This window comes from Rhodanobacter sp. DHG33, from assembly GCF_014843005.1.
Classification (GTDB): domain Bacteria; phylum Pseudomonadota; class Gammaproteobacteria; order Xanthomonadales; family Rhodanobacteraceae; genus Rhodanobacter_A.
In genome coordinates this window covers 81,220-105,122 of the sequence record NZ_JACYXM010000007.1, presented here as the reverse complement: position 1 = coordinate 105,122, position 23,903 = coordinate 81,220, and the positions used below count along the sequence as shown (strand labels likewise).

The following is a 23,903-nucleotide window of genomic DNA, read 5'->3' as shown; positions in this document are numbered from 1 at the left end:
GCTGTCGTTTCGCGATTAATGGCAGGTGACATTAATTGCGTCGCATTGAAATGGATGTGGCATGGCGATAAGGGGTTGAGGGAATTACGTCGAAAATGTCCTGTGCTTCTTTTCCGTGGGTGCGCTTGAGCGGTTCTGCTGCGTGCGCTAATTTGGCCCAGCGGTGGTCTGGAAGCGGGCAGGTATAGAAGGATCTAGAGGGGAATTTCTTGTGACTGAACAGACGCAGGACTTTTTTCATCACTACCGGGCGATGGACACACGCGTCCTGCTGGCTCGCTACCGCAGCGGCGGGTTGTTGCCGGAAGCCGAAGCCGCCTTGCGTGAGGTGCTCGCGGACCGCGGCTGTGACGTGGAAGCGCTGGGAGGCAAGGGCGCGGATGGGATTGCCACGCTGTACGTTGACGAGACGGCTGCGTCACCTTCGATTTCGATGAAGGCGGGAGGGCCGCCTCCGGTCGGGTGGCGCGGGCTCAAGCAAAAGTCGATAGCCATTGCTTTGCAGGTCAAGGAAGAACCCTTTCGTCGGGAAACTTGGGCGCAGGTTGCCCGGTTTGGCCTGCTTGCTGTGTGCCTGTGGGCGGCGCAACTGGCCAGCCTGTTCGGCATGGGGTTTTTTGTGGTCGCGAATGTCTTTTGCGACTCCGGCCCGGAGGTGAAGTGTTTTCACATGGGACTGCATTTTCTCGAGGTCGGCCTCGCCGCTGATCTCCTGTTGATCCCCGCCATGATCGCGTTGCTGTTTCCGAAAAAGTGGATTGCCTGGTATCTCAAGGCAGTTCCCGTGCTTTCGCTGGCGGTCTTCGCTGCGGCCGTCCATTGGTACCGCGTGCTCCCCATGTTCTGTTCGACGGCAGCGAAGCTGAGCGCCCTGATTGCGGTTCTTGCTACCGCCTACTTGATTCTCTCGCGGAGGTCGGTGGTGGTTCCAATGCCGGAGTCTGCGTGACAGGAGCAGAAGTCAGGGCGTACTTGCTGGGTCGGCTGGAACCTTGCTCATGATAAGGGGCAGTGGAACAGCGATCAGGGAAACAGGGGGCAGGGTGCACTCTCTGTTGGTGTCGATGCGTTGATACCGTCCACTCTGCCCTGGGTTTCAGAGGAAGAGTTAGCCGCCTTCGGCCATTACGTTCCAGCGCGTTTGCTTGCGGCAAATGGCCTGCTATCGTCGGAGTCGCGAGCTCCGCTTTCGGCCCAAAGCGAACATGGCAGTTAGACACCACTGACCGGACGAGGACGAAAATTGAAAACGACCCATGCTTGGCTAATTGCAGCAATCGCCTTCGTTTCGGTGATGGCACTATCCATTCTTCTATGGGTCGTTAGCGCGAAATTGCTTCAACCTCATTGGGTGAGAACAATTATTGCCATTTTTGGCTCGATCTCCGCCGTGCGGGTCGCCCGACGGGTATGGCTGAAGGTTCGCCACCAACCGGCCTAAGTGTCCACTTTCGACCCGAAGCGGATGGGGGCTCGTCGATGTTGTCATAGACAAGGAGGGACATGTGGTCGAGGCGCGGACTAGATTCGAGCGAGGCGCAGCATGTGGCGCCGTATTCTGTTTACTGGTGGTGCTGAGTAACTGTCCTATCGCCAGTGCGCAACTGTTGCAGACGCAGCAACCACCCAAGACCATCGCTCTCGACGACGGTCATGGCATTCAGCAAGCCATGCGCGCAGGAGATGCGGAACGCTTGGATGCCATCCGCAAGGAACCCCTCCCGCCGCCGCTGCAGGATTTCGCAAACGCTGCGTACTTCCGTACGCTTTTCCACTTGAAGACATCGTCTGGATACGCTCAAAAGTGCTACGACTACGGCATGCAGCCCAGTGTCTTGGAAAAAAATCCCGTCATAGCCGCAGCGTGTGGCCAGCTTCTCGCTGGCAACTTCATCATCGAGGGAGACGTCGCGAATTGGGCCAAGATTGACGTCGAAATTAAACAGGCCGTGGTTCCCGTGTTCCAAAAGCTCATGGGTCGCTCCGATGTCATCCCCGACGGATTCGCAGGCGTACCTGCCGAGCCATTCACTGGCGCCGTGGCTGCCAATCGCGTGTTCTTGTCGAGCGACGTGAATGTTTCTCGCGTTGATCCAGGCAGTATGCGGGGCGTGACAGCTCTCGAATCCAAGCATTCCTCCATCGCAAACGCTTACCTGGTTACGGTAAAGATCAATGGCGTGGACAGGACCATAGCGCTGGATACGGGGAGCAGCATCACCATGCTTCGACCTTCAACCGCGCATGCCCTAGGCATACAGGCCAACCCTTCGCCACTCATGCACTTCGCCGGCGACGGAACCTTACTGATGAGGCCGGAAAAGGACACTGCTGGCCTGGAAGATGCGAGGCTCGCTGTCGTTCACCAGATGCGCATCGGAGCTGGAGGCAACGCCATCCTGCTGGAGGACGTTCCTGTTGGCATAGGCGGAAACTTCGACGTGCTTGGCATGAATATTCTGTCGCGGATGAACTCGCTGTACATCACCTCGACGCACGTAGTGATGAATGCTAAACGACCGCCTATTGCCTGTGATGCGCCGTTGACGATCGCATCTGAACTGGCAGGGGGATATATCCCTGTATTGAGGTACACCGTTGATGGAGGCGCGCAACTGGTCGCTTTCGACAGTGGGTCGATGTCTTACCTGACAGGAACAGCATTGGCTCCAACAACCAACCGAACGGGCCCTGATGTCGCGGAAAGGCGTGGCGATATCGCCGGAGTCTACGAGGGCAGCTATGTGCCGGTTCGCGCCACCTTTGGAACAGGCCCATCGACGCACACCGAAGACATCAAGGTGTTCCCGAGCTACAAGGCAGCGTATAGGTACGTACTTGGCGTAAAGGCGCTGATGGACTTCAATGTGTTTTTTGATTTCGGACACGGGAAGGCCTGTCTTGAGCCACTGGGTCACTGAGCCTCCCGATGCCTGCTTTCGACCCGAGGCAGACGCTTGCGCAAATTCAAGGGTGAAGGTCGATCAGATGCAGGGAATCATCGGATGGGCGCGCGTTGTTCTTCTCGTGGCTTTGCTGCCAGGCTGTGCGACGACTAGTACGAGTGCGCAGGATCCGATGGCGCGGCGGGTGACCTCCCTTGTTGACGCCACCACCCAGAGGGCGACTGAGGAGCAGGCATTCAGCGATCTTGAGTCGCTTGGCTACGATGCGGTCCCCTATCTGATCCGGCGCCAAAGGGGACGGAGGGAATTAAAGCTGTCATCTCTCGAAGGTGCGGCTGAGCATGCCATGATCGTCTTTGCACATGAGAGACTGGAGCGGGTTCGCTATCGGCCCGAAGCGGGCCCAAATAAAAATACAAGCAGGCAGCGATGCAGGTGGTCATGAAGTATTTCAGAGTCGAAATTGAGAACAATGCTCGAATCCTTGGGGTGGAGTCGAAATCATGATTGGTTCGCGCTTTTTCAAAATCATCATTGGATTGATCATTTTTTTAGTGGCGATGGTGTATCAGAATGGAAAGCTTAAAAGGATAGCGCCAAGCCTAGATGATTTCAGTCATCCTATAGAAATATCTGGAATCTACTCGTATGAAGCGCAAGGAAGGGGGTCTTGGACACGAGTGGGTGATAAAGGAATATATTGTGGAGTGAATTATAGTGGCGCCGGTGCATCATGCATGGTGCCACTAGCGAATGTTCCAGAAAATAGCCGGATTTCTGTTTCGGCGTCGCCGATAAAAACGAGTGACGGGGTTATTTTATACGCAAACAGTGTAAGATTTAATGGCAAGGAAATATATGCGGAGCCACCGGAAGAATCTTTGAATAATTGGTGGTTTGGAAGTCGCCTGCAATCGTTGATGCTTCCATTTGTGATTGTTGTTTTGTATGTTCTGATCATATGTGCGTTCTTTACGAACAGGGAATAATCAAAATTGGTTTGCTCTTGATTTTAGCGTTACATGACAGACATGGCGTGGATCAAAATTGCGCCAGGGTAAGGTCCGCTTTCGACCCAAGGTGGACATTTCTGAGCATCGAGTTGCCATACCTTCCGCATTTAGATCTGCAACATATGCGGCACAAGATATGTGCCTGAGCCGCGGACCTTATGACTCTCAAAATTTCCGGGTATCTCGTCTTTTTAGTGCTTTGTGCGGTCGCTGCAGTCACTGGTCCCTACCTGTTTCGTGAGCACCGCGCAGATTCAGTTTTCCAAGACGCCACGCTTGGCGAGGCGGAAGATGAAATATTGGCCCGGCTAGGCCAGCCGGACGAAACGCTCCCCTGCGGTGCCTACCTTTGGTGGAATGGCGATCAAGTCAACCCTCCCAAAAACGATGGGAGGTGCCATAAATGGGTTCGTTACAACTTCTTCCTGCACGCTTTCGCCTTCGGGTACTCGGTCGATGGGAAGTTGGTTTCGCGGTACGAATATAGTTCCGAGTGACCGCGAGAATGATGCCTGCTTCCGACTCGAAGCGGGCATACTGGATGGCGTCACGGGAAGTCATCGACTAGGGGACTTATGACGAGCTATCAACGGATTGCGACGCTGGTTTTCCGGCTCGCTGGAACGGCTTGGGTCATGTTCTTCGCCTTCATCTGGAGCCTCTACTTCATGGAGGTTGCCCTTGGTGTCGAGGTGCAGCGCTACCCAGCGCACACAATCATTGGTAACGCTGGGTATGTGGCTTTTGGAGCGTTGATGATCGTTTTTTCCAAGCCGCTGGGGCGTTTGGTTGCTCGAGGGTTGGAGTAAAGGCGAAAGGTCCGCTTTCGACCCATAGCAAACGTCCGAAGAACAGATTGCATGGAAACTACAGGGGATCTCATGCTCGATCTCGACAGCCCAAGGTGGGGTGGCCTGGTTCATGCCTACGGAAATGCATCGGATATCCCGGAGCTGCTACGTCAACTCTCTACGTTGCCGCCATGCGATCTGGAGAAGGAGCCATGGGCGACGCTCTGGAGCGCGCTCGCTCATCAAGGCGACGTGTATTCCGCCTCGTTTGCTGCGGTCCCGCACGTTGTCGCAGCTCTCGCAACAGATCCGTTAAAAGCCGATTCCACCTATTTCCAGTTTCCAGCGTGGGTCGAGTGCTGTCGTGCTCGCAACAATGTCGTAATGCCCGACGATCTTGTCATGCCCTACCGTCGCGCCTTGTCCCGCCTTCCACAGCTGATCGCCGATGCGAGCAGGCGTCCTTGGGACGAGGAATTCATGCAATGTGCTCTCGCGGCTCTCGCTGCTGCAAAGGGGGCAGCTGTCGTTGCGGAGGCCGCCATGGAGCTTGATGCAGCAACTGCCAAGCAATTTCTGGAATGGTTGCGCAACCGTTAGGCTAAGGTCTGCTTTCGACCCAAAGCGGACCTAGTCAATTGGAGGGCGAGGTGAGCTACGACTTGATGGTATTCGAGCCAACTGCCGCACCGAGAGATCGGGGGTCATTCATGGGTTGGTATGAGAAGCAAACTGAGTGGGGCGAGGGGCATAACTACCTTGACCCCAAGATCGCTTCGCCTCGGTTACAGCTCTGGTTTCAGGAGATGGTCCAGTTCTTCCCGGCGATGAACGGGCCTTTTGCGTCGGACTCGGATGCCTCTGAGGTTACGGATCATTGCATTGGGAAGGATGTCATCTATTCGGCTTTCGCATGGTCGGTCGCGGAAAAGGCGCATGCCAAGATGCGCGAGCTTGCCATCAAACATAATGTCGGCTTCTTTGATGTCAGCGCTGGGGAAGGCGAGCTCTTATTTCCAGAAACGCCTCCGTAAATGCTGACGTCATGAGCGAGAAGAATGTCCGCTTCCGACCCAAAGCGGACAGTGCGGATTGAAGTACCCTCGAACGAACGGAAGCTGATATGGCGACGCCTGAAGAACTGACGGTGATGTACCGGCCAGTCGGCCCAGAAGAGTTGGAGTTGTTGCGGCAGGCAGATTTTAAGCGGTGGCCTCCGCGCCTGCCGGAGCAGCCAATCTTCTACCCGGTAACCAACGAACAGTACGCGGTCGAGATAGCGGGCAACTGGAACGTGCGTGATAGCGGCTATGGCGCGGTCACTCGATTTCAGGTGCGCACGTCATTCATGAGCAAGTACCAGGTCCAGCGTGTCGGTGGGTCTCATCACACGGAATGGTGGGTGCCGGCTGAAGATCTGGAGGATCTGAACGACAACATTGTTGGTCTGATCGAGGTCATACGAGAGTTCGGGTCATGAGGCCAAGGTCCGCTATCGATCCAAAGCGGACCTAAGAAGGCGACTGTCCGACAAATTGACCTTGGGGGATTTGTGATCGGCAAAATACTGGTTTGTTTAGTGAGCTTGGCGCTCGCTTCGTGCGCGTCGACATCACCTAGGGCGGAAGAGTTGGCCGCTACCCTAGTCTTTGTCCAGGGCGACCGGCCATTGGACATACTTGGAGGCATCTATACGGTTGGTGACTATGCTTTGCCTCACGAGCCTTCGTTGAAGGTCGATTTGGCCCCAGGGAATCGAGACATCGGCTACAGCTGTCCTGGCTACATCTTTGTCGACAACCCACCTGATGTTTGGCACAAGTTCGAAGGCGGCCTTACTTACGAGATGTTCTGCGAGAAGGGCGAGCCAAAATTTAGGGTAAGGAAATAGACGATCTGTCCGCTTTCGACCCAAAGCGGACACTTCACGATCAGTATTACCAGAGCAAGGAAGCCGTCAATGTCGACACCTCAGCATTCCCGTTTGATCAATGCGGCTGCCAAAGCAGTCCTTCGCCCTCTTGGCTGTGTGCAGAAGGGGCGCTCTAGAACCTGGCTTGATGATCGATCTTGGTGGGTCGGGGTTGTTGAGTTCCAGCCGTCTTCCTGGGCTAGGGGAAGCTATCTGAACGTCGGGGCATGCTGGCTTTGGTGTGAGAAGGACTACTTGTCATTTGATGCCGGAGGCAGGGTTGAGAGTTTTCAGTCATTCACCGGTGATGAAGAATTTGTGTTGGTAGCCGAAAAGCTGGCGGAACGGGCGAGCCAAGAGGTAATCGCTCTACGTGAGCGCTTTCAATCTCCTTCGCATGTGCAGATTTGGCTCACTGCCCAACCACCTACCTCAATATGGGATCACTACCATCTAGCCGTGTCGGCTGGACTGGCTGGGGCAACGGATCAGAGCAGGCGGTCCTTCGCTGCAGTGATGTCTGACCCAGAAGAGCGACTTTGGGCGACTGAAATCAGGCGGCGGTCCGCCGAGTTCATGCGCTGCCTGGAGATGGGGGCTGGATTTGAGGCCGAGGTCATGGACACGGTCAAACGCACGCGAGGTCTGCTCGGGCTTTCGGCACTTTAGAGAGATCGATGCATATTACGAGTGAGGGTGGAACGCTCTGGAAAGGTCTGCTTTCGACCCAAAGCGGACATGCCGCTTCACCTTGCAGGAAAGGACAGACAAGGATTCATATGGACAAGAGTTTTCAAGCTTCCTGGGGCTCGCGGCTCTGTGTGCTTCTGTTCGTCGCGCCTTGCGTCGGCTTGTTCTTCTGGGTGGGCTTTGAAATCGCAAGCCGGCAGAACATCTTGGTTGGCCTGATCTTTGTCCTTGTGGCCGTATTCTTGAGTATCTGGATCGCGTTCATGCTAACGATGCGCATCGACATGAGCGACGATTCGATCGTTCGGACGTGGTTGCTTGGTCGCAAGGTGGTGCCAATACACGACATCACGACGCTTCGCTGGGGCGGCGCACGTGGGCAGACCATATTGAGCATCGTGTACGGCAAGTCACGACGATTCATCACGATCTCGAGCATCGTGGTATCCAGGGAAAAGCTTCTCGGAATACAGAAGGATGTCCTTGCAGCGCGCGGGCTCGAAGGCGAAGTGCTGTGGCCTCCAATGGCCGCTTATGTCGACATCGACAAGATGCTCGAGCGAAAACACCCTGAAACAAAGTTCGGCTGATGTCCGCTTTCGACCCAAAGCGGATACTTTCAGTTGCGGCGCGATGCGCGCCAGAATCGCGGAACCAGGCATAGGGTACGGTTGCTCATGGCAGGCCTACAGCAGCTCTCAGCCACTTTGTTTCCCTATCGCTGGAAACTCTTTGCCGCGTCCATGACTGGACTAGCTTTCTCGGTTGCTCTCATCTTTCTTGCACGTTCTGTATTGGGGTTTGTACTGGCTGGGCCACTCTTCTTCTTGCCATGGGGCCTCATGTGCGTTGGCGGCGCTAAGAACTCGCTTCAAGCCGTCTTCTTTTCCGTGTTTTCGCTGCTTGGTCTTGTGTGGCCATTTATCGTGCTTCTAGGCTAGGCACCTAACATCGTTCAAGGCAGTCAACCGGCACGGGGTGCCGTATCGGCGCCTTGGTATGCCGGTTGATTGCGCCCTAGTCACCGTCAGGATGCTCGGTCCGTCAGCTGATTCACTGCGGGAATCGGTTCGGGCGGAGGTCGCTGCGGGCCATCCCTACGCCGAAGAGGCGCTCAGGGCGCTAGGCTACGGTTGGAAAAGCTTGGTCGATAAAACCGGACGTCGGGGTCCGGTAGTTAGGGGGCAAGATGAATCAGTCAGGAGCTACCTATGCCTCATGGATCTAATGCAGCAATCCGCGTCATGTTTGGCTTCGCGTTGCTTGCCTCCCTGCCAGCAGTTGCTTACGCGCACCCCGACATCATTTTTTCCTGCACTACAACGACTGGAAAGAAGGTGGAGGTTCATGACTCGGGCGACGCAGTGTCGTACCGATTGCTCGATAGAAAGGGTATGGACGAACTGGCGTTCTCTGTGCCGCGTTCAGCCGCATCCACATACCAGTGGGACGGTATTGGCAAAGACATGATCTACAGCGTTCAAATTCCTCGTGGCGACATCGTGTATGAGGTTTTTCAGGACGCGGACAAGGTCAGCCAGCAGGTGCGCTCGGGGATCATTGTTACGATCCATGGCAAAACGGCCGCACAGTTGGCATGCAAGCAAGAGACCGTCATCAACAACATGGAGGGTGTGGCGCTACGGCCGGCATCCTGACAGTTCGTTTAAGGCGGACGGCTTTGCCGCTGCTTAACTCAAGCATTGGCCTTTGGCGGTTGCTCACTCTTGTCGTATGGGCAACTGCTTAGTTGGAGGCGAGCTCGCTAACGTCCGCTTCCGACTCAAAGCCGATACCAGCACAACAGGGAGGTGGGACGATGCGAAATGCAGCGCTATTGGTCGCCGCAGTGACGGTTCTGGCTGCCTGTTCGCAGCGCACACTTCGAGGAACCGCCAACCCATCGCCCGATGGAAAGACCTATCTGGCCATCGTTGATGACAATGGAGGCGACTGCGGTCCGGTGAAGGTGGACGGCCAAGTCTGGCACCACGGTATTGGAGAGACGGCTTCCATTGCCCCGGGTAAGCACACGATTGAGTGTGGTGGATGGATCACGTTCGAAATCCCACGTGGGGTGGTTTTTAGATTTGATTATTGGGGGCCATAAGGCCCGCTTCCGACCCATAGCGGACCTTGGACTGCTGGCCAGCCTTATATCGAACAGCCTTGGGAAAGAGAAATTCCAGCTTGAGGATTGCCTTCAAACTGTTTGTGATGTTCGTTGGCATAGCCGCCTTGGCGGGAGCACTGCTGGCCCTTGGTGGAATGGGGCCTTGTGGACCAGCTACGGTGGGTGGCTACTTTGCGATGCTGGTTGGCTTGGTGAGCTTGGTAGCGGCTGCATGCACGTTGGTGTGCATGCTTGCATTCTTCTTACTCAGGTTACGCAAATCCAAAGTGCGATAGGGCGGTGATCAGCGAGATTCGCTTCCGACCCCAAGCGGACTCTTCGGCCGTTGTACCCAGCAAAGTATTGGAGTGGATATGCGCCCGATGGTCTATGCGATTCTGCTACTCATGTTACTTGCCACTTCCGCAACATCGGCGTTCGGAACTGAGCCCGTCCCTACACGCGTATGCGACATCAACGCTGAACCTGAAAGGTTTGAAGGTGTCGAGGTGTTGGTTCGTGGAACTATCCACGTCGGCATGGATGCAACGAACATCAGCGATCCGGGTTGTCCAGGCGTAGCGATCCAGTTATCCGTGAGCGATGAGGCCTATCGCCGCAAGGACATTCGCGCATTCGAGCACGACGTCCGGAAATATGGCATGCGGGCAGTAGCCATTGTGATTGGGCAGTTTCACGCGAAAGCACTCGTTCTTCCGTACCCCATGCCTGCCATTGATATGCACGCAATCAAGAACGTCGTTTTTGAAGCTAAGTGATCGTCTGAAACATCCGCTTCCGAACTCAAAGCGACCATCGCCGACATGTGCAAACACAAGGACACTTATGACTACTGGCATCCGTAGGCCTCAGGTTTGTGTGTTGGGAAGTGCGGAGCCTGGATCCAGGGCATACGACCTGGCAGGAGACGCGGGGCAACTGCTCGCACGGTTGGGAATTACCGTAGTCAGCGGATGCGGTAGCCCTGCGACCCGCATAGCGGCGCAGCGCGCCCAGGCTGCGGGCGGGTTGGTCGTCAGCGTAGTCACGGAGGCCGACATGCCGCCGCCGGACTGGCCGGCAACCGTCGTCATACCGTGTGGAATGGGCGACGCAAGAAATCTGATCATGGCGCTCGCCGGTGATGCGTGCATTGTCATCGGAGGCCGTGCCGGCACGATCTCGGAGGTTTGCCTCGCGTGGCTTCATCACCGGCCCTTGTTGCCCCTCACGGGTTGCGGTGGCTGGTCCGACGGGCTGCTGCGGAATCCGCCAGACGAAAGGCAGAATTCGCCCATCCTGCCGTGGGGCTCTGTGGAGGCGCTTGAGCATCAACTCAATGCGCTTGGCCTGGTGAGGCCTGACAAAGGGTAGGCTGCCGCGGCTAAATGAATATGTTCGCTTTCGACCCATTGCGGACCTGACGACAAGGCAGTGGACTGGTTGGAGAGCTACCTTTGGCACTGAACATCTCTTGCCGGTCGCTGATCGCATGCCTGGTGCTTTGTTTCGCCACAAGCACGGCTCTAGTTGCACAAGGCTCCGAGAAGAACAGGGGCTATATCTATGATGCGAAGAGTGCAGCCGATGGTAGGGCTCTGGTGATTGATCTCGGTGATCGGTTGATCAGTTTCCAGGACAAGGCAAGCGCGCAGGTTGGTGTCACTAGCGAGTTTAGTGGCCCGTACGACGACTGTGGGAACGGGATTTTCTTTTGCATCACAGGCTCGTTGACGATCGTCATCCCCAAGTCGATGCCCATGCCCCGCTGGCAATATCATGGCCTGACTTGCAAGAGTGTCGCTCAGCCGAGAGGCGTCATCTTCCGCATAACGTGTCAATCCCGTTGGGATCAACTGAGGCGCGTCTTCACCTACTCACTCACGCGCGGAGTATTGTCCATCGGCACCTCATCCTTTGGGGGGCAGAATGATGTGTTCCAGTTACGTGGGCGACGTGGACTATTTTCGCTAGGGAAAGGCTCTTAGCGGGCTGCGTCGAATGTCCGCTTTGGACCAACCATCATGAGGATAGGCCAGGGTGGAAAGGGTATTTCTCGTCCAACATAGCCACACTCTTCCAGGCGGAGCCGAAGATGTGAAGATGATCGGTGTCTATCGCACTCTGGATGCTGCCAAGGCGGCCGTCGATCGTCTGAGTACGAGACCCGGCTTCGCGGAGTCCCCCGTCGTCGTCGACCCGGACACAAATCAGGTAGATGGCTTCTACATAGGCGAGTACGAGTTGGACGAGGATCATTGGACCGAGGGCTTCATTACCCTTGTCGGGGATCGTCATTGCTGACCGTGACGTCTGCTTTCGACCCAACCGATATCGCTGAAAGAGGGGCTCAATGACATGACGCTCAAACGGATGGACAACATCCTCATCGTTGTCGATGATCTCGAAGCCATGAAGTCGTTCTTCACCGAGCTGGGCCTTGAGCTGGAGGGCCAAACGACGGTTGAAGGGCCTGCGATAGGGGACCTGATCGGGCTCAAGGATGTCCGGGCCACCCTCGCGATGATGCGCACCCCCGATGGGCAAGGCATCGAGCTGGATAAGTTCCACACGCCCGATGCAGTCCGGTTTGGGCCCGTGGATGTGCCGGTGAACATGCTGGGCCTGCGGCGCATCATGTTTTCTGTCGAGGGTATCGATGCCGTCGTGGCGCACATGCTTGGCCATGGCGCCGAACTCATTGGCCAAATGAAGTACGAGAACTCGTACCGGCTCGCCTACATCCGCGGGCCTGAAGGCATCATTGTCGGGCTTGCCGAGCAACTCGAATGAGAGTGGGACGCCCGCTAGTGCACAAGCCAGCCAGTACGCAGAAAGCATCAGCCGATATCGTATGCCTTGTTGTGGACATCGATATGGCCATGCTGCGAGTACCCGCTTCCGTCCCATAGCGAGCACTTTGAGTTGTGGCGCGGCAAGCGCCAGAATCGCGAATTAAAGGCGGACGCCTCCGGTGTCACTTAACTCAAGCGTTAGGCACGATGCCAAAGGTTCGAGAACATTCCCAGAAGCACGTCTTCGTTAGCTTTAACGAGGAGTCTGAGTGGGTGGAATTCAAGTTGCGCTTCAACTCCGGCTCCAAGGCAGTCAAGCCAACCAAATTCGAGGCCTGGAGGGTCTGGCGCACTCCAGGAGCTCCGGAGTTGTTTGCGGGCACTCGCGGCAGCTTTGCTTCCCCGCGGGAGGCAGAGACCTATTTGGCCGATCAGGTTGCTGTTGGTGGCGGCAAGGTCCACCAGCACTCTGCGCGTCTGGTTTCTCGGCTTGTTGTTCACCATGGCTACAATCGCGCCTAACAGCTCGCTCCAGCGGACGCACCGTGCGCGCCGCTAAACCCAAACGTTAGCTTTGGCGGGACATATCGCATGAATGAACTGACCGATCCCTTTGTAAAGATGCTGGATGCTTACAAGGCGGCTGTCCTTGCCAAAGACGTCGACGCGTTCGTAGCGCTCTATGACGATGACGTGCATGTCTTCGACATGTGGGGCGCGTGGTCGCTTCGTGGCGTCGAGCCGTGGCGGAACATGGCGAGCGGGTGGTTTTCTTCCCTCGGCAGCGAGCGCGTTATCGTCGAAGTCAAAGACGCCCAATCCACGCTGGCTGGGGATCTGGCCGTTGGGCACGCATTCCTTACATACACCGCGGTGTCTGCCGAAGGAAAAGAGCTTCGATCACTCAGCAACCGCATAACCGCGGCCTTGAAGCGCACCAGCGGCGCATGGAAAGTCATCCACGAGCACACGTCGGCGCCCGTTGATCCCGAATCTTTGAAAGCCATTCTGCAGTATTCAAGCGGCGACTAACTTTTCGTTCTGGGCGGACGGCCGCGTCGCCGCATAGGCGAGCATGCGGGCAGGTCGACTGAATGTGCCTGTTGGGTTCGCCTTCGATCCATGGCGGATACACGAGCTGCTGCATCGGCTATTTCGGGTGTGCCGCTATTGCTGTTCATCGTCGTGTGGATGTCGCGCATGCCTGGGCGCGGTGTCGATGTGCCTCCGCGCGATCGCGCCCCAGCGACATCGCGACATCGCGGCAGGGTTGCTGCACCGCTTAAACGCTCCTCGGCCTTTCTGCATCCAAGAAGCTCATGCAGATGTGTCGCTGACGACCAGGAGTGATGTATGACGTTTGTCCGGCAAGGGGTGGTGGCCGTGGTGGCTTGGTTGGCCATGGGGTTCTGTGCGGTACGAGCGGAGCCGGGCACGGCCCAACAGCTCCATACCTATTTCGAGCAGGCTTACAAAGCGGGGAAAATGAATGGGAACGTCCTCGTCGCCGATGGCGGCAAGGTCGTTTTCCGGGGTGCCTTCGGCTACGCGGATGGTTCTCGCAAGGTTCCGTTGACGCTTTCGGACCGGTTCGACATCGGGTCGATTTCCAAAGAGTTCGATGCGGTCGGGATCATGATTCTCGCGCAAGAAGGCAAGCTCAAACTGAGCGACCCCGTGTCCAAGTTTGTTCCCGGCCTGCCGTCCTGGGCCGATGCGGTCACGGTGGACCAGCTCATGCACTACACCAGTGGGTTGCCGGACATCGACTGGAATACGGTGACCACCGACGAGGATGCCTTGAGAAATCTTCGCGCGCTCAAAACGCTGGATTTCCCTGCCGGCACGCACTACGCCTATGGCAACAACAACACGGTCTTGCGCAAGAAGATTGTGGAGAAGGCGAGTGGGATGACGTTTGCCGCGTTCCTCGAAAAGTACGTTTTTCCGAAAGCGGGCATCCGCGATGCCGTCATCGATCCCACGGAGGCCACGCCGCGCGTCGCGAGGAGTTTTGACGCGAACTTCAAGCAGGACTCGATGAAGCTGTATCTGTCGGGCTGGACGCAGCTGGCGGTGGACGACTTTTTCCGCTGGTCGAACTGCATCAACACGTTCTGCCTGATTTCTCCGGCAAGCACCCGTCAGATGGTGGCCACTCCGAACCCCAAGTGGCAAACGGGCCTGGGGCATGGCGATATGGTTGGCGATCAGCTCGCGCATCACCGTCATGACGGCAACGACCACAACTTTGAGGCGCTTCTTTTGAGCGACGGCACCAAAGGCCGCACCATCATCCTGGTTACGAACAAGAACGTCGAAGATGTCTACGCCATGGCGGACGCGGTGAATGCCATCCTGGATGGCAAGCCCTATGTTCCGTTGAGCGAGGTCAAGGATTGATTGTCTCGGGCGGTAGCGCTTTCTTCGGTGGGTTTCGTTGGATGGATCGGCGGCGGCATAGTCGCCTATGGGGATAACCGGGTGGATCGCCGGCGCCAGGTCGCCGGCGAATGGCCGTCTGACGTGCTGGTCGGGCCCTGCAGACACAGCGCCCTTGCACAAAGATGATCGATGGCTGCAGGTCGGCATGGCCGGCGCGTTGGGCCGCATGGCTGCGGGGGTGAATAATTCGAGATCAACGGTGTCGATTTCGAAAGGTCTGTTTCGTCGTCTTGCTAAGCGGCCGGGGGAGGCCGCGCAGCAAAGACCGTGGACCCAAGCCGCACAGCCGGCACTACCTGGAGGGCAACGCAATGGTGACGACAACGATCGCGGGGATGTCTGGAAGCAATGAGCGCGGCTTTCTCCGGGTAACGCGGAGGCCGGCAAGCAGGGGCCTTGCGGGCAGGCTTGCCGTCAGGCGGATGGCGTGCGCCGCGCTGGTGGCTTTGGCTGGGCTCGGGGCCGCGGCGCAGGCGGCCGAATCCTATCCCCACATGGCCCCGGTCAAGGCCTACCTCATGGACCGCGCCCAGGAAATCGCCCTGGCCAAGAGTGCCGCGCCCGCGTCCATTGCCAAGGACGCGACAGTCTGGGTGCTGACCCCCACCGGTTACGAAACCGCCGTCACCGGCACCAACGGATTCGTCTGCTGGGTGGCCAGGGGTTTCAGCGGTGCGACGGACTGGCCCGAGCGGTGGAACCCGAAGATCCGCGCCGCCGGCTGCGACAACCCGCAGGCCGCGCGCAGCGTGACGCCGATCGCCAAGCTCCGCACGGCGATGACGCTTGCCGGTCGCTCGGACGCCGACATTCTCGACCGCATCAAGGCCGCCCTGCGCACCGGGGAAATTCCGCCGGTGGGAGCGGGCGCCATGTGCTACATGATGTCGAAGACGTCCTATCTTTCCGATGCCGGCGGCCACGACATGGCCCACGTCATGTTCTATGTGCCGCTCAAGGATGGTGCCGACTGGGGCGCCAACGCGTCCGGCTCCCCCGTCTTCGGCGGCAACTATTGGTTCTACATGCCGGACCATCAAGCGGACGCTGCCAAGCTGCCGCCGCTGTCGGTGCTGCTGGTCGGTGTTGCCACCTGGTCGGACGGGACGCCTGCGGCGATGCCGTCGATGTAGGGCGCTGGCCAAAAGGCACGGAGGGAATGGAAGCCGTCATCGCTCGAAGGTGTGGCCAAGCATGCGATGGCTGCCTTGGCGCGCGAGAAGCCAGATTGGGTTTGTTTTCGACCCGAAGCAGACGGCTCAGCCTGGGAGGCTCCAAGGGGAGTGGTGCGCGAAACCATCATCGATGCCGTAAAAGCCATCGCCAGATTCATTTTTGAGATGGTCATCTGGAACTTTGTGTTCTTCCGTTTGGGACGCGTCGTGATGCTGGCCGTTGCTTTCGGTAGGTATCCGGCCCGCAAGGTTTGCACACAGTCTCGTGGACGCATCCGTGCGGCTGTTCAGATACGACACATCGCTACATCGATGATGGTGGGATCGCCCGAGCAGTCATGCCAGCAGGCATCGGTCAACAAGTGGATCGGAAGCAGCGTCGAGACGCTGGGCATGGCAAGGAGGTGTCGGAAGGCCTATTCAGTCCGCGCCGATGTGTTGATAGGGTTCGAGGCGTAAAGCCAAGTCAACCCTTGTCGGATACGAGGACCGGCCCATGAGCCTTGCTCGGATTGCCAGGATAGGCGGCGCCCTCTATCTCGTTGAGATAGCTCTGGGCATATTCGCAGAGGCTTTTGTGCGTGGAAAGCTCGTTGATTCTAGTGATGCGGCGGCGACCTCGGCACATATTCTGCTGTCGCAAGGTCTCTGGCGTGCCGGATTTGTAGCGGACCTCGCCATGTTGGTCTGCGATGTCGTAGTGACCCTCGCGCTGTATGCGATTCTCAGACCGGTTCATCGGCACCTTGCCCTAGTCGCGGCTGCATTCAGCCTGGTCACGGATGCCATCCAGGCGACGTGCGCCACGTTTCATCTCGCTCCGTTGCTGCTTCTCACAACCCACCACGGATCGCTGCGCACGACAGCGCCGGAGGTCCTTCAAGGGCTGGTGCATTTCGCATTGCAGCTTCGGGACTTCGGCAACATGGCAGGGCTCGTGTTCTTTGGTGTTCATTGCGCCCTGGTTGGCTTCCTGATCGCCAAGCTCCCGGGTCTAAGCAAGCCACTTGGCGTCGTGTTGGTTCTCGCAGGCCTTTGCTACTTGGTCAACAGCCTGGCGTGGTTCCTCGCGCCGTCATTCGCGGGCTCGCTCTATCCGACCATCCTTCTGCCCTGTCTCGTGGCAGAGCTGTCGCTGGCCCTGTGGCTGTTGTTCTCTTCCCATCCGTGGTCGCAGGCGATCACGGATCCAGGCATGTCCGAAGTTCGGTAACCAAGCTCGGCGGGATCGTAGAATGGCGATGCATTTCGAACAGCAAGGTGATCGTGGCTCGCTGGAACACTGATCACTTCCGGCTAGCACATGTAGACGGGACGAAGGCCACCCATCCGCTGTGATTTCCCCTGGTTTCTTTTCTAGGAAAGGAACTTCACCAGCAACTGCCGCTTGGGTTCGGGCAGTTTATGGAACGCGTCGAGCAGGCGCCCCTCGTTGTCGGTGAGTCGCCGATAGACGGCGCCGGTTTCTCTGACGCCTGGCGACATGGGGCCTCGTCCGGTGGTAAGCCATTCGAGGTTGATGCCCAGATCCTTGGCCAGTTCGATGATGCGAGGCAGCTCGGGCAGGGCGTGGCCCGTGAGCCATTTGCGGGCGGCCTCCCGCGACACGCCGCAGCGATACGCCAAGGCGCTCGTTCGTCCGCGCCCCGGTACGAAACCGGTGCGATCCAGCGCCTTTCGCAAGCGCTCCGCGAAGTCTTCGTAGGGTGCGTCCATACCCACTCCTGTTGTTGCACCGTCTCCGGTGCCTGTGCCTGGCGATGTTTGACCCGTGCGTTCCATTGTTGCGCACGCACCTGCATGAATGCAATTTACGATTGTTGAGATATGCAATTTTGGATTGCATAATTGCTGCTTTGCGAGTAAAACGAAAGTCAGGGTGCGCTTCCGCAAAGAAGGGTCATGGAAGCCGACTCTGATCCCTACAGATGGGTACTCCACGGAACAAGGAGGCGAGCATGTCGACGATCGATTCGGGTGATCTGGAAGCGACGGGTTATTTCCTGCCGGGGGACGGCCGGCTGCGGTTGAAGAAGCTTCGCGAACACGTGGCTTTCCTGGCCAATCTGGCGCGATCGCGCACATCGGACAAGGCACAGCAAGGCGCGGCGGGGATTCGCGTGGACGAAGCGGTGATCTGCCTGGAGTTGCTGGCGGAGCAGATCGGACAGGTGCTGGACGAACTCGCGTGGCCGGCAGCGCGCGGCCCGCGGGCGGCAACCCAAACGGGTGATACGGAGCCGGCCGCTGCAGAGGTCGAAAGCGCGAAGCCGGAAGCCATGGAGCCGGAGGCGCTGGAAGAGGAGGCGGACGACACCGGGGCCCGCTACCTCTTTGGGGTCACCCTGGACCAGATCGATGCGATCAACCTGCTGCTCGACATGATCCGAGCCCATGGCGATGTGGTGATCGCCAGCGATGACGCCGAGTTCGCCGACCACACGCTGTCGCTGATAGGGCACGCCATCTTCTGCGACGCGCAGAAGCTGCGCGACATCATCAGCGACGTGAATGCGCAGTGGCTTGGGCCGGCACGCAGCATGTGTACCGGCGTACGCGAGGAGCCGGCCGCTTACTGTGCGCGGCCTGTGCGTTTTCCCATGCCAGGCGCGTGGCGCATCGCGGGGCAGGTGACCACCTATCAGTAGCGGGATGGGCAGCAGGGCGGAGGGAATTAAAGCCGTCACTTCTCGAAAGTGTGCCCGCGCATGCCATGACTGTCTTGGCGCATGAGGAGCTAGAGTAGGTCTGCTTTCGACCCGAAACGGACACTTCAACGAAGACGTCCACAGGTCAGTTCCAGTGCAATCGGCCTAGGCGCAGCCCATGAAGAAACCGCTGTTGGTGATGCTGATCGGTTTGGCGGTCGGGCTGCCACTTTCTGCGCCGGGCGTCGAAGCCGAAAAGCCCGGCATGCCGTCGAACGACATTCCAGCGACAGCCTACGAACATGCGCAGACTTTGGTTGCTTTGCCCGATGGTCGCCGATTGAATCTGTTCTGCATGGGGAAGGGGACGCCGACGATCTTCTTTGAGGCGGGAGGCGGCGATGACAGCCTGGCTTTTCGGCGCGTGCAGGGACGTTTGGCCTCCGTCACGCGTGTCTGCAGCTACGACCGCGCGGGTATGGGGTTCAGCGATCCTTCGGATGCGCCAACCACGGCAACCCATATCGTCGGCGATCTCCATGCGTTGATCAGGAGTGCAGACATACCCTTGCCGATCATTTTGGTCGGGCACTCCGACGGCGGCTTGTACGCCACGTTCTATGCGGCTAACTATCCAAACGATGTTGCTGGTCTGGTCCTGATCGATCCGGATAGTCCGGGTCTCAATAGGGCGGCAACCAGTGTGCTCGATCAGCCTTGGCTTGATGGCTGGCGCAAGGGCAATCAGGACGACATCAAACAGGCACGCCTCTGTTTCGACCTGGCGCAGCACGGCGAACTGGCGCGCGATCCCGTGCACAATCCGAAGTGCTTGGACGATCCCTCGAACGCCGATCCTGCGCTTCACCGATTGCTCAACGCACAGCTTGCACGTCCCTCCGAGCAGGAGGCCATGCTGACGGAAGACCTGGATACCTATCCGGCACCCGACGGCGGCCTGTCGAAAGCCGAAGTGGCCTTTCAGCGCATGCATTTCAGCTTTGGCGACAAGCCTCTCGTCGTACTGAGCGGAACGAGCGAGCTAGGTGCGCTCCCCACTAAGGAACGGGTGAAGGTGAGCAAGGCCATGCTGGCGAATCAGGCAGCATTGGCTGCGCACTCGACACAAGGCAGACAGATCCTGGTGAACAGCGGCACGGAATACATCCAGATATCTCACCCGGAGGCAGTCGTGCAGGCGGTGAAGGGAGTGATTGGGGAGGTCAGGGGGCGCATGGCCGGGAGGTGAACTAAAGTCCGCTTTCCACCCGAAGCAGCCACTTCAACGCAAGGGCCCGGGGCGCGTATGTTGTTGATCGCATTGGTGCTGGCAGGGTTGCCTTTGCTGTCCGTGACGGATGCGTGATGCCAGTGTCGATGGGCAAGGTAACTTTAGGGCCGTGTCCGACGAACCACTGTAGTGGTTCAACCCGCAAGAACTTGGCGCGGGGCAATTCGTGCCGAGTCGATGCACACACGAGAGGGTCGCAAATGAAAACACGTATTACGGGATCGATGGTCACGGCCGCCCTGCTGGCGTCGCTGGTGGCCATGCCGGCGTTCGCCGCGCTCAAGCCCGGTGCCACGGCGCCGGATTTCACTGCCGAGGCCAGTCGCGCCGGCAAGGATTTCAGCTTCTCGCTCAAGGAGGCCCTCAAGAAGGGGCCGGTAGTGGTGTATTTCTATCCGTCGGCGTACACCGGTGGCTGCGATCTGGAAGCGCATAGCTTCGCCACTGAGAAGGCCAAGTTCGACGCCGCCGGCGCCACCATCATCGGTGTGTCCGCCGACAGCATCGAGCGGCTGAATGCCTTCTCGTCGGACCCGCAGTACTGCGCCGGCAAGTTCCCGGTAGCCTCCGACCCCCATGGCAAGGTGGCGGGTTTATACGATCTCAAGATGACGGCGGCGCAGGCCGGCATCAACGATGTGCGCGGGGTGGCCATCGATCATGGCTTCATCTCGCGCACCACCTTCGTGATTGCGAGCGACGGACGGATCGTCGCCACGCTGTCGTCGGAGGCGGATCACTTGCGCCCCGACCAGCACGTGGCACGGTCGCTGGCCATCGTGCAGGGCATGCAGTCGGGCAAGATGCCCATGACGGGCGGGCACTGAGCAGGCCAGTCTGCGGCGCCGGAACGAGGGCAGATGTCCGGGTGAATTTCGCGATGTGAAGCGCGGGTTCGCCCGGGCATGCGTGTCTGGCGTTGCCGGTGTGAAGCCGATGTCCGTTTCCGCCCCGAAGCGGACATCATTCCGCCAGAAATGGCCGCTAGGTTTAGCCGGCCAAGCTGCTTCGAAGAGAAGCCGAGGCGCTCGGCTTTCGTGACTGCGCGTCAGCTTTTATGTCCACTTTGCAGCTTGCCGACAAGTCCAATTATCGGGAGCGCATAAGCTAATCTGATTTTGTAGGCAGCCTTGCGATCCATGCTCCATAGCGCTGCCTGGCAGCGCGTTTCTTGAGACGATCCATCTGCCCCCTCCCGAGGTGGCGACCTGTCGGCGGGCTGCGTCGGCGTTCATGGATGAGTGGAGAGTTGCCACATGTCGATCAAGTTCGTGTCACGCCGGACACCTCGTTTCTTCGGTCGGCTGACGGTCCTCGCGTTCGTTGCTTTTTCGGTGCCGCTCGCTTCGGTTGCCCAGACAACTGCGGATGGTTCTTCCTGGGAGAACAACCTGCGCCCGGCCATCGTGGAGCCCGGTCAGCCCGTTCCGCACTGGTCGCTGCGTGACCGGATGGCGTACTACCACATCCCCGGCGTGGCCGTTGCGGTGCTGCGCCATGGCAAGGTCTGGCAGGTGAAGGGGTACGGGCTCCGGGAAGCCGGCACGAACGACAAGGTCGATGGCGATACGCTGTTTTCAGCGGGCTCGATCAGCAAGGTGGCAACGGCCGTGATGATCCTGCGCATGGTGCAGGCAGGCAAGCTGGACCTTGACCGCAACATCGATACCTACCTGACGAGCTGGCACGTTCCGCCCACCAAGGACACGCCGCACCCCGACGTCACCCTGCGCATGCTGATGTCGCATACCTCCGGGTTCAACGTGGGCGGCTTCCCCGATTTCATGCCGCAGGAACAGGTGCCGACCTTGCTGCAGACGTTGGATGGCCTGCCGCCCGCGAAACACCATGCCGTTCGACTCATCTACCCGCCAGGCTCGCGCTATGCCTATTCCGGCGGTGGCATCGAGGTGGAGCAGCAGTTGCTCGAAGACGTGACCCACACCGATTTTGCGACGATAGCCCGCACCTGGTTGCTCGATCCGCTGCATATGCGGCGCAGCACGTTCGAGAGTCCGCTCTCTGCCTCACGCGGCAATATCGCCAAGGCCCACGACGAGCAAGGCAAGCTCATCGCATTGCCGCGCGGCTGGCAGTCGTTTCCCGAGCAGGCCGCTTCGGGGCTGTGGACGAGCGCGAACGAGCTCGGCGGCATGGTCGCCATGCTGATCGAAAGCTATCAGGGGCATAACGGGTTCCTGTCGCGCGACCTGGTGACGCAGATGATGAGCGCCGTCTCGCCCAGCCCCCAGGGCTTGGGGCCGGAGCTGATGGGATCGGGCAACGCACGGGTCTTCTTCCACAGCGGCTCCAACGACAATTACCGCGCCTGGATGGAGGGCTACCTGGAGACGGGCGACGGCTTCGTGATCCTTACCAACAGCCCGAACGGTGCACGTTTGCGGCTGGAAATCCGGCATGCGCTTTCCGACATGATCGGGCAGGGTGTCGATCCGGTGTTGCGCGCGGTCGCCCTCGATCCTGCGAACCCTACTTATGCGGACTATCAGGGTACGTATCGCCTGGATGACAGCGTGCCCATGGATGTGCGCGGCCGGCTCGCCGATGACTTCGATGCCAATGCGTTCCAGATCACGATGTCCCACGGCAAGGCATCGATGCGCGTGCCGGGCGATGACAACGTGCACCAGCTGGAGGCCTTGTCGCCGACGCGCTTCGTCGATCCGGATTCCGATTCCATGCCTCTCATGCAGTTGGAATTTCATCGGGATGCGCACGGAAAGGTGCGGGCCGTCAGCGTGGAAAGCGGCGATTCTCGTGCGTACTACCGGCGGCAGTAAGGATCATGTGGGAACCAACCAGACGGTTGCCGACGCATCCGGCAAGTGCTCCAAGTTTCCTGGATTTGGGTGCAGGGGAGATTTGATTCGGCCGGAGCGCTAGGATCGCGTTTCGCTGCCGCATGCCTGCTTTCGATTGATCGCCGACTTCGGAGCGAAAGGATAAATGCCCCGGCTTCTCGTTGAGCAAACCCCGTGAACCGTCCTTCGATACTTAGAAGATCGTCATCCAAGAAAGTCACCACGTTCGGTTTGGCGCTGTTTGTTGTTCTGGCATGTGCATCACCATTGCATGCAACCGAACGCTCGATCCGAAACGTCACTGACGATCCCACAGGCGTCGACTACGGCCCGCATTTCTCCCCCGATGGCCGGTTCTTGATCTTTGACCATAGGATGCTGATCGGCGGCGGACGATGGATGACCTACATCGTCCCTTTTGAAGGGGGCACTCCAAAACCTCTGTCCACGGGTGAAGTCCCCGTGCAGCAAGCGCGCACCCGATGGTCACCCAAGGGCGATCTCATCGCCTTCACCGGGCTAGGGCCGGGTGGCGTAGCGGCGACTTGGCTGATGGATAGCGACGGCTCCCACATACGCCGCGCACCCACTCCACGGCAAGGCAGCGCCTTTTATCCGAGCTGGTATCCGGACGGCCGACATATTTTGGAGACGGTTGGTGATGACAACACGTTGCGCTCGGTCGATACCTGGTTGGGTGACGTGGTCAAAATCGATACAACGCCAGCCTTGATGGTCGGCATGGCCTCGGTATCCCCTGACGGAAAATGGATCGCTGTCGCAGCCCAGCCGCGGCAGGGGCGCCCTTATGACCAGCGCAAAAACCAGATTTGGCTCATCGATGGCGGCGGGCATGCCCACCTGCTGATCGAAAGCCCGCACCAGGGGCGTGCACCTTCGTGGTCGCCTGATGGGGCCAAGGTTGTGTTTGAGAGCAACGAAGGCAGTCCAAACCCAGCGTTCTATGCCATCTTCGTAGTGAACAGCGATGGCAGTGGACTCAAGCAGCTCACGCCGTTCGAACGAAACACCCAGCACCCGGTCTTCTCACCGGACGGAAAGTGGATTGCGTTTTCGGAGCGAACCCCAAAGCTCCTAGGGGCGCATGCGCAGAGCATCGCCGTGATGAGTGCGCCATAACTGATCGCGTCGAGACGTCTGCTCCCGATCCAAGGCGGACACTGCACGGAGGCAAGCAAGGGGGCATGGCGCCGGGGATCCTTTCAGCGTCATCAGGCGCGGGCATTTGAGGCTCGAGGCCGCCGTGGAAGCCAACCACTAACATCGATCAAGCATCGCTTT

At 58.5% G+C, this 23,903-nt stretch carries 24 protein-coding genes; 23 read left to right on the top strand and 1 reads right to left on the bottom strand.

What is annotated here, in order from left to right; translation table 11 throughout:
• Positions 1-211 precede the first annotated feature (211 nt).
• From IHE46_RS14585 to IHE46_RS14500, 18 genes are all read left to right on the top strand, one after another.
• Positions 212-949: a hypothetical protein gene (locus IHE46_RS14585; protein WP_192165387.1), complete on the top strand. Its 738-nt coding sequence runs from the start codon at positions 212-214 to the stop codon at positions 947-949.
• Positions 950-1,607: 658 nt separating this feature from the next.
• On the top strand, positions 1,608-2,921 hold the full coding sequence (locus IHE46_RS14580) for a retropepsin-like aspartic protease (RefSeq protein WP_192165386.1): 1,314 nt from the start codon (positions 1,608-1,610) through the stop codon (positions 2,919-2,921).
• 488 nt (positions 2,922-3,409) lie between these two features.
• On the top strand, positions 3,410-3,895 hold the full coding sequence (locus IHE46_RS14575; protein WP_192165385.1) for a hypothetical protein: 486 nt from the start codon (positions 3,410-3,412) through the stop codon (positions 3,893-3,895).
• Positions 3,896-4,554: 659 nt separating this feature from the next.
• On the top strand, positions 4,555-4,728 hold the full coding sequence (locus IHE46_RS14570; protein WP_192165384.1) for a hypothetical protein: 174 nt from the start codon (positions 4,555-4,557) through the stop codon (positions 4,726-4,728).
• A gap of 72 nt (positions 4,729-4,800) precedes the next feature.
• Complete coding sequence (locus IHE46_RS14565) at positions 4,801-5,310, top strand: hypothetical protein (RefSeq protein WP_192165383.1); 510 nt, start codon at positions 4,801-4,803, stop codon at positions 5,308-5,310.
• A gap of 50 nt (positions 5,311-5,360) precedes the next feature.
• Complete coding sequence (locus IHE46_RS14560; protein WP_192165382.1) at positions 5,361-5,744, top strand: hypothetical protein; 384 nt, start codon at positions 5,361-5,363, stop codon at positions 5,742-5,744.
• 89 nt (positions 5,745-5,833) lie between these two features.
• A complete protein-coding gene (locus IHE46_RS14555; protein ID WP_192165381.1) occupies positions 5,834-6,190 on the top strand; it encodes a hypothetical protein in 357 nt (118 codons plus the stop codon).
• 1,211 nt (positions 6,191-7,401) lie between these two features.
• A complete protein-coding gene (locus tag IHE46_RS14550; RefSeq protein WP_192165380.1) occupies positions 7,402-7,902 on the top strand; it encodes a hypothetical protein in 501 nt (166 codons plus the stop codon).
• Positions 7,903-8,556: 654 nt separating this feature from the next.
• Positions 8,557-8,970, top strand: coding sequence for a hypothetical protein (locus IHE46_RS14545; protein ID WP_192165379.1), 414 nt, complete (start codon positions 8,557-8,559; stop codon positions 8,968-8,970).
• Positions 8,971-9,799: 829 nt separating this feature from the next.
• Entirely contained in the window at positions 9,800-10,204 is a 405-nt protein-coding gene (locus IHE46_RS14540) for a hypothetical protein (RefSeq protein ID WP_192165378.1), read from the top strand.
• 67 nt (positions 10,205-10,271) lie between these two features.
• Positions 10,272-10,799 carry a Rossmann fold nucleotide-binding protein gene (locus IHE46_RS14535; protein WP_192165377.1) on the top strand — a complete coding sequence of 176 codons (528 nt, stop codon included), beginning with the start codon at positions 10,272-10,274 and terminating at the stop codon, positions 10,797-10,799.
• Between the two features lie 723 nt (positions 10,800-11,522).
• Positions 11,523-11,729 (top strand): hypothetical protein, encoded by a 207-nt coding sequence (locus tag IHE46_RS14530; RefSeq protein ID WP_225563077.1) that lies wholly within the window; start codon positions 11,523-11,525, stop codon positions 11,727-11,729.
• A gap of 54 nt (positions 11,730-11,783) precedes the next feature.
• Positions 11,784-12,218 (top strand): VOC family protein, encoded by a 435-nt coding sequence (locus tag IHE46_RS14525; protein ID WP_192165375.1) that lies wholly within the window; start codon positions 11,784-11,786, stop codon positions 12,216-12,218.
• A gap of 593 nt (positions 12,219-12,811) precedes the next feature.
• Entirely contained in the window at positions 12,812-13,252 is a 441-nt protein-coding gene (locus tag IHE46_RS14520) for a nuclear transport factor 2 family protein (protein ID WP_192165374.1), read from the top strand.
• Between the two features lie 321 nt (positions 13,253-13,573).
• On the top strand, positions 13,574-14,623 hold the full coding sequence (locus tag IHE46_RS14515; protein WP_192165373.1) for a serine hydrolase domain-containing protein: 1,050 nt from the start codon (positions 13,574-13,576) through the stop codon (positions 14,621-14,623).
• 353 nt (positions 14,624-14,976) lie between these two features.
• Positions 14,977-15,798, top strand: coding sequence for a hypothetical protein (locus IHE46_RS14510; protein ID WP_192165372.1), 822 nt, complete (start codon positions 14,977-14,979; stop codon positions 15,796-15,798).
• Between the two features lie 51 nt (positions 15,799-15,849).
• Positions 15,850-16,299, top strand: a complete 450-nt coding sequence (locus tag IHE46_RS14505; RefSeq protein ID WP_192165371.1) for a hypothetical protein — start codon at positions 15,850-15,852, stop codon at positions 16,297-16,299.
• Between the two features lie 37 nt (positions 16,300-16,336).
• On the top strand, positions 16,337-17,053 hold the full coding sequence (locus IHE46_RS14500; protein ID WP_192165370.1) for a DUF4386 domain-containing protein: 717 nt from the start codon (positions 16,337-16,339) through the stop codon (positions 17,051-17,053).
• Positions 17,054-17,196: 143 nt separating this feature from the next.
• Here IHE46_RS14500 and IHE46_RS14495 read toward each other — a convergent pair whose 3' ends face one another.
• Positions 17,197-17,556: a transcriptional regulator gene (locus tag IHE46_RS14495; protein ID WP_192165369.1), complete on the bottom strand. Its 360-nt coding sequence runs from the start codon at positions 17,554-17,556 to the stop codon at positions 17,197-17,199.
• A gap of 242 nt (positions 17,557-17,798) precedes the next feature.
• Here IHE46_RS14495 and IHE46_RS14490 point away from each other — a divergent pair, with 242 nt between their 5' ends.
• The 5 genes from IHE46_RS14490 (at position 17,799) to IHE46_RS14470 (ending at position 23,741) form a co-directional block, all read left to right on the top strand.
• Positions 17,799-18,488 carry a hypothetical protein gene (locus IHE46_RS14490; RefSeq protein ID WP_192165368.1) on the top strand — a complete coding sequence of 230 codons (690 nt, stop codon included), beginning with the start codon at positions 17,799-17,801 and terminating at the stop codon, positions 18,486-18,488.
• Positions 18,489-18,666: 178 nt separating this feature from the next.
• Positions 18,667-19,737 (top strand): alpha/beta hydrolase, encoded by a 1,071-nt coding sequence (locus IHE46_RS14485; RefSeq protein ID WP_192165367.1) that lies wholly within the window; start codon positions 18,667-18,669, stop codon positions 19,735-19,737.
• A 266-nt stretch (positions 19,738-20,003) separates the two neighbouring features.
• Entirely contained in the window at positions 20,004-20,606 is a 603-nt protein-coding gene (locus IHE46_RS14480; protein WP_225563076.1) for a peroxiredoxin, read from the top strand.
• 429 nt (positions 20,607-21,035) lie between these two features.
• A complete protein-coding gene (locus IHE46_RS14475; RefSeq protein WP_192165365.1) occupies positions 21,036-22,580 on the top strand; it encodes a serine hydrolase domain-containing protein in 1,545 nt (514 codons plus the stop codon).
• Positions 22,581-22,775: 195 nt separating this feature from the next.
• Positions 22,776-23,741, top strand: coding sequence for a PD40 domain-containing protein (locus IHE46_RS14470; protein ID WP_192165364.1), 966 nt, complete (start codon positions 22,776-22,778; stop codon positions 23,739-23,741).
• Positions 23,742-23,903: the final 162 nt, after the last annotated feature.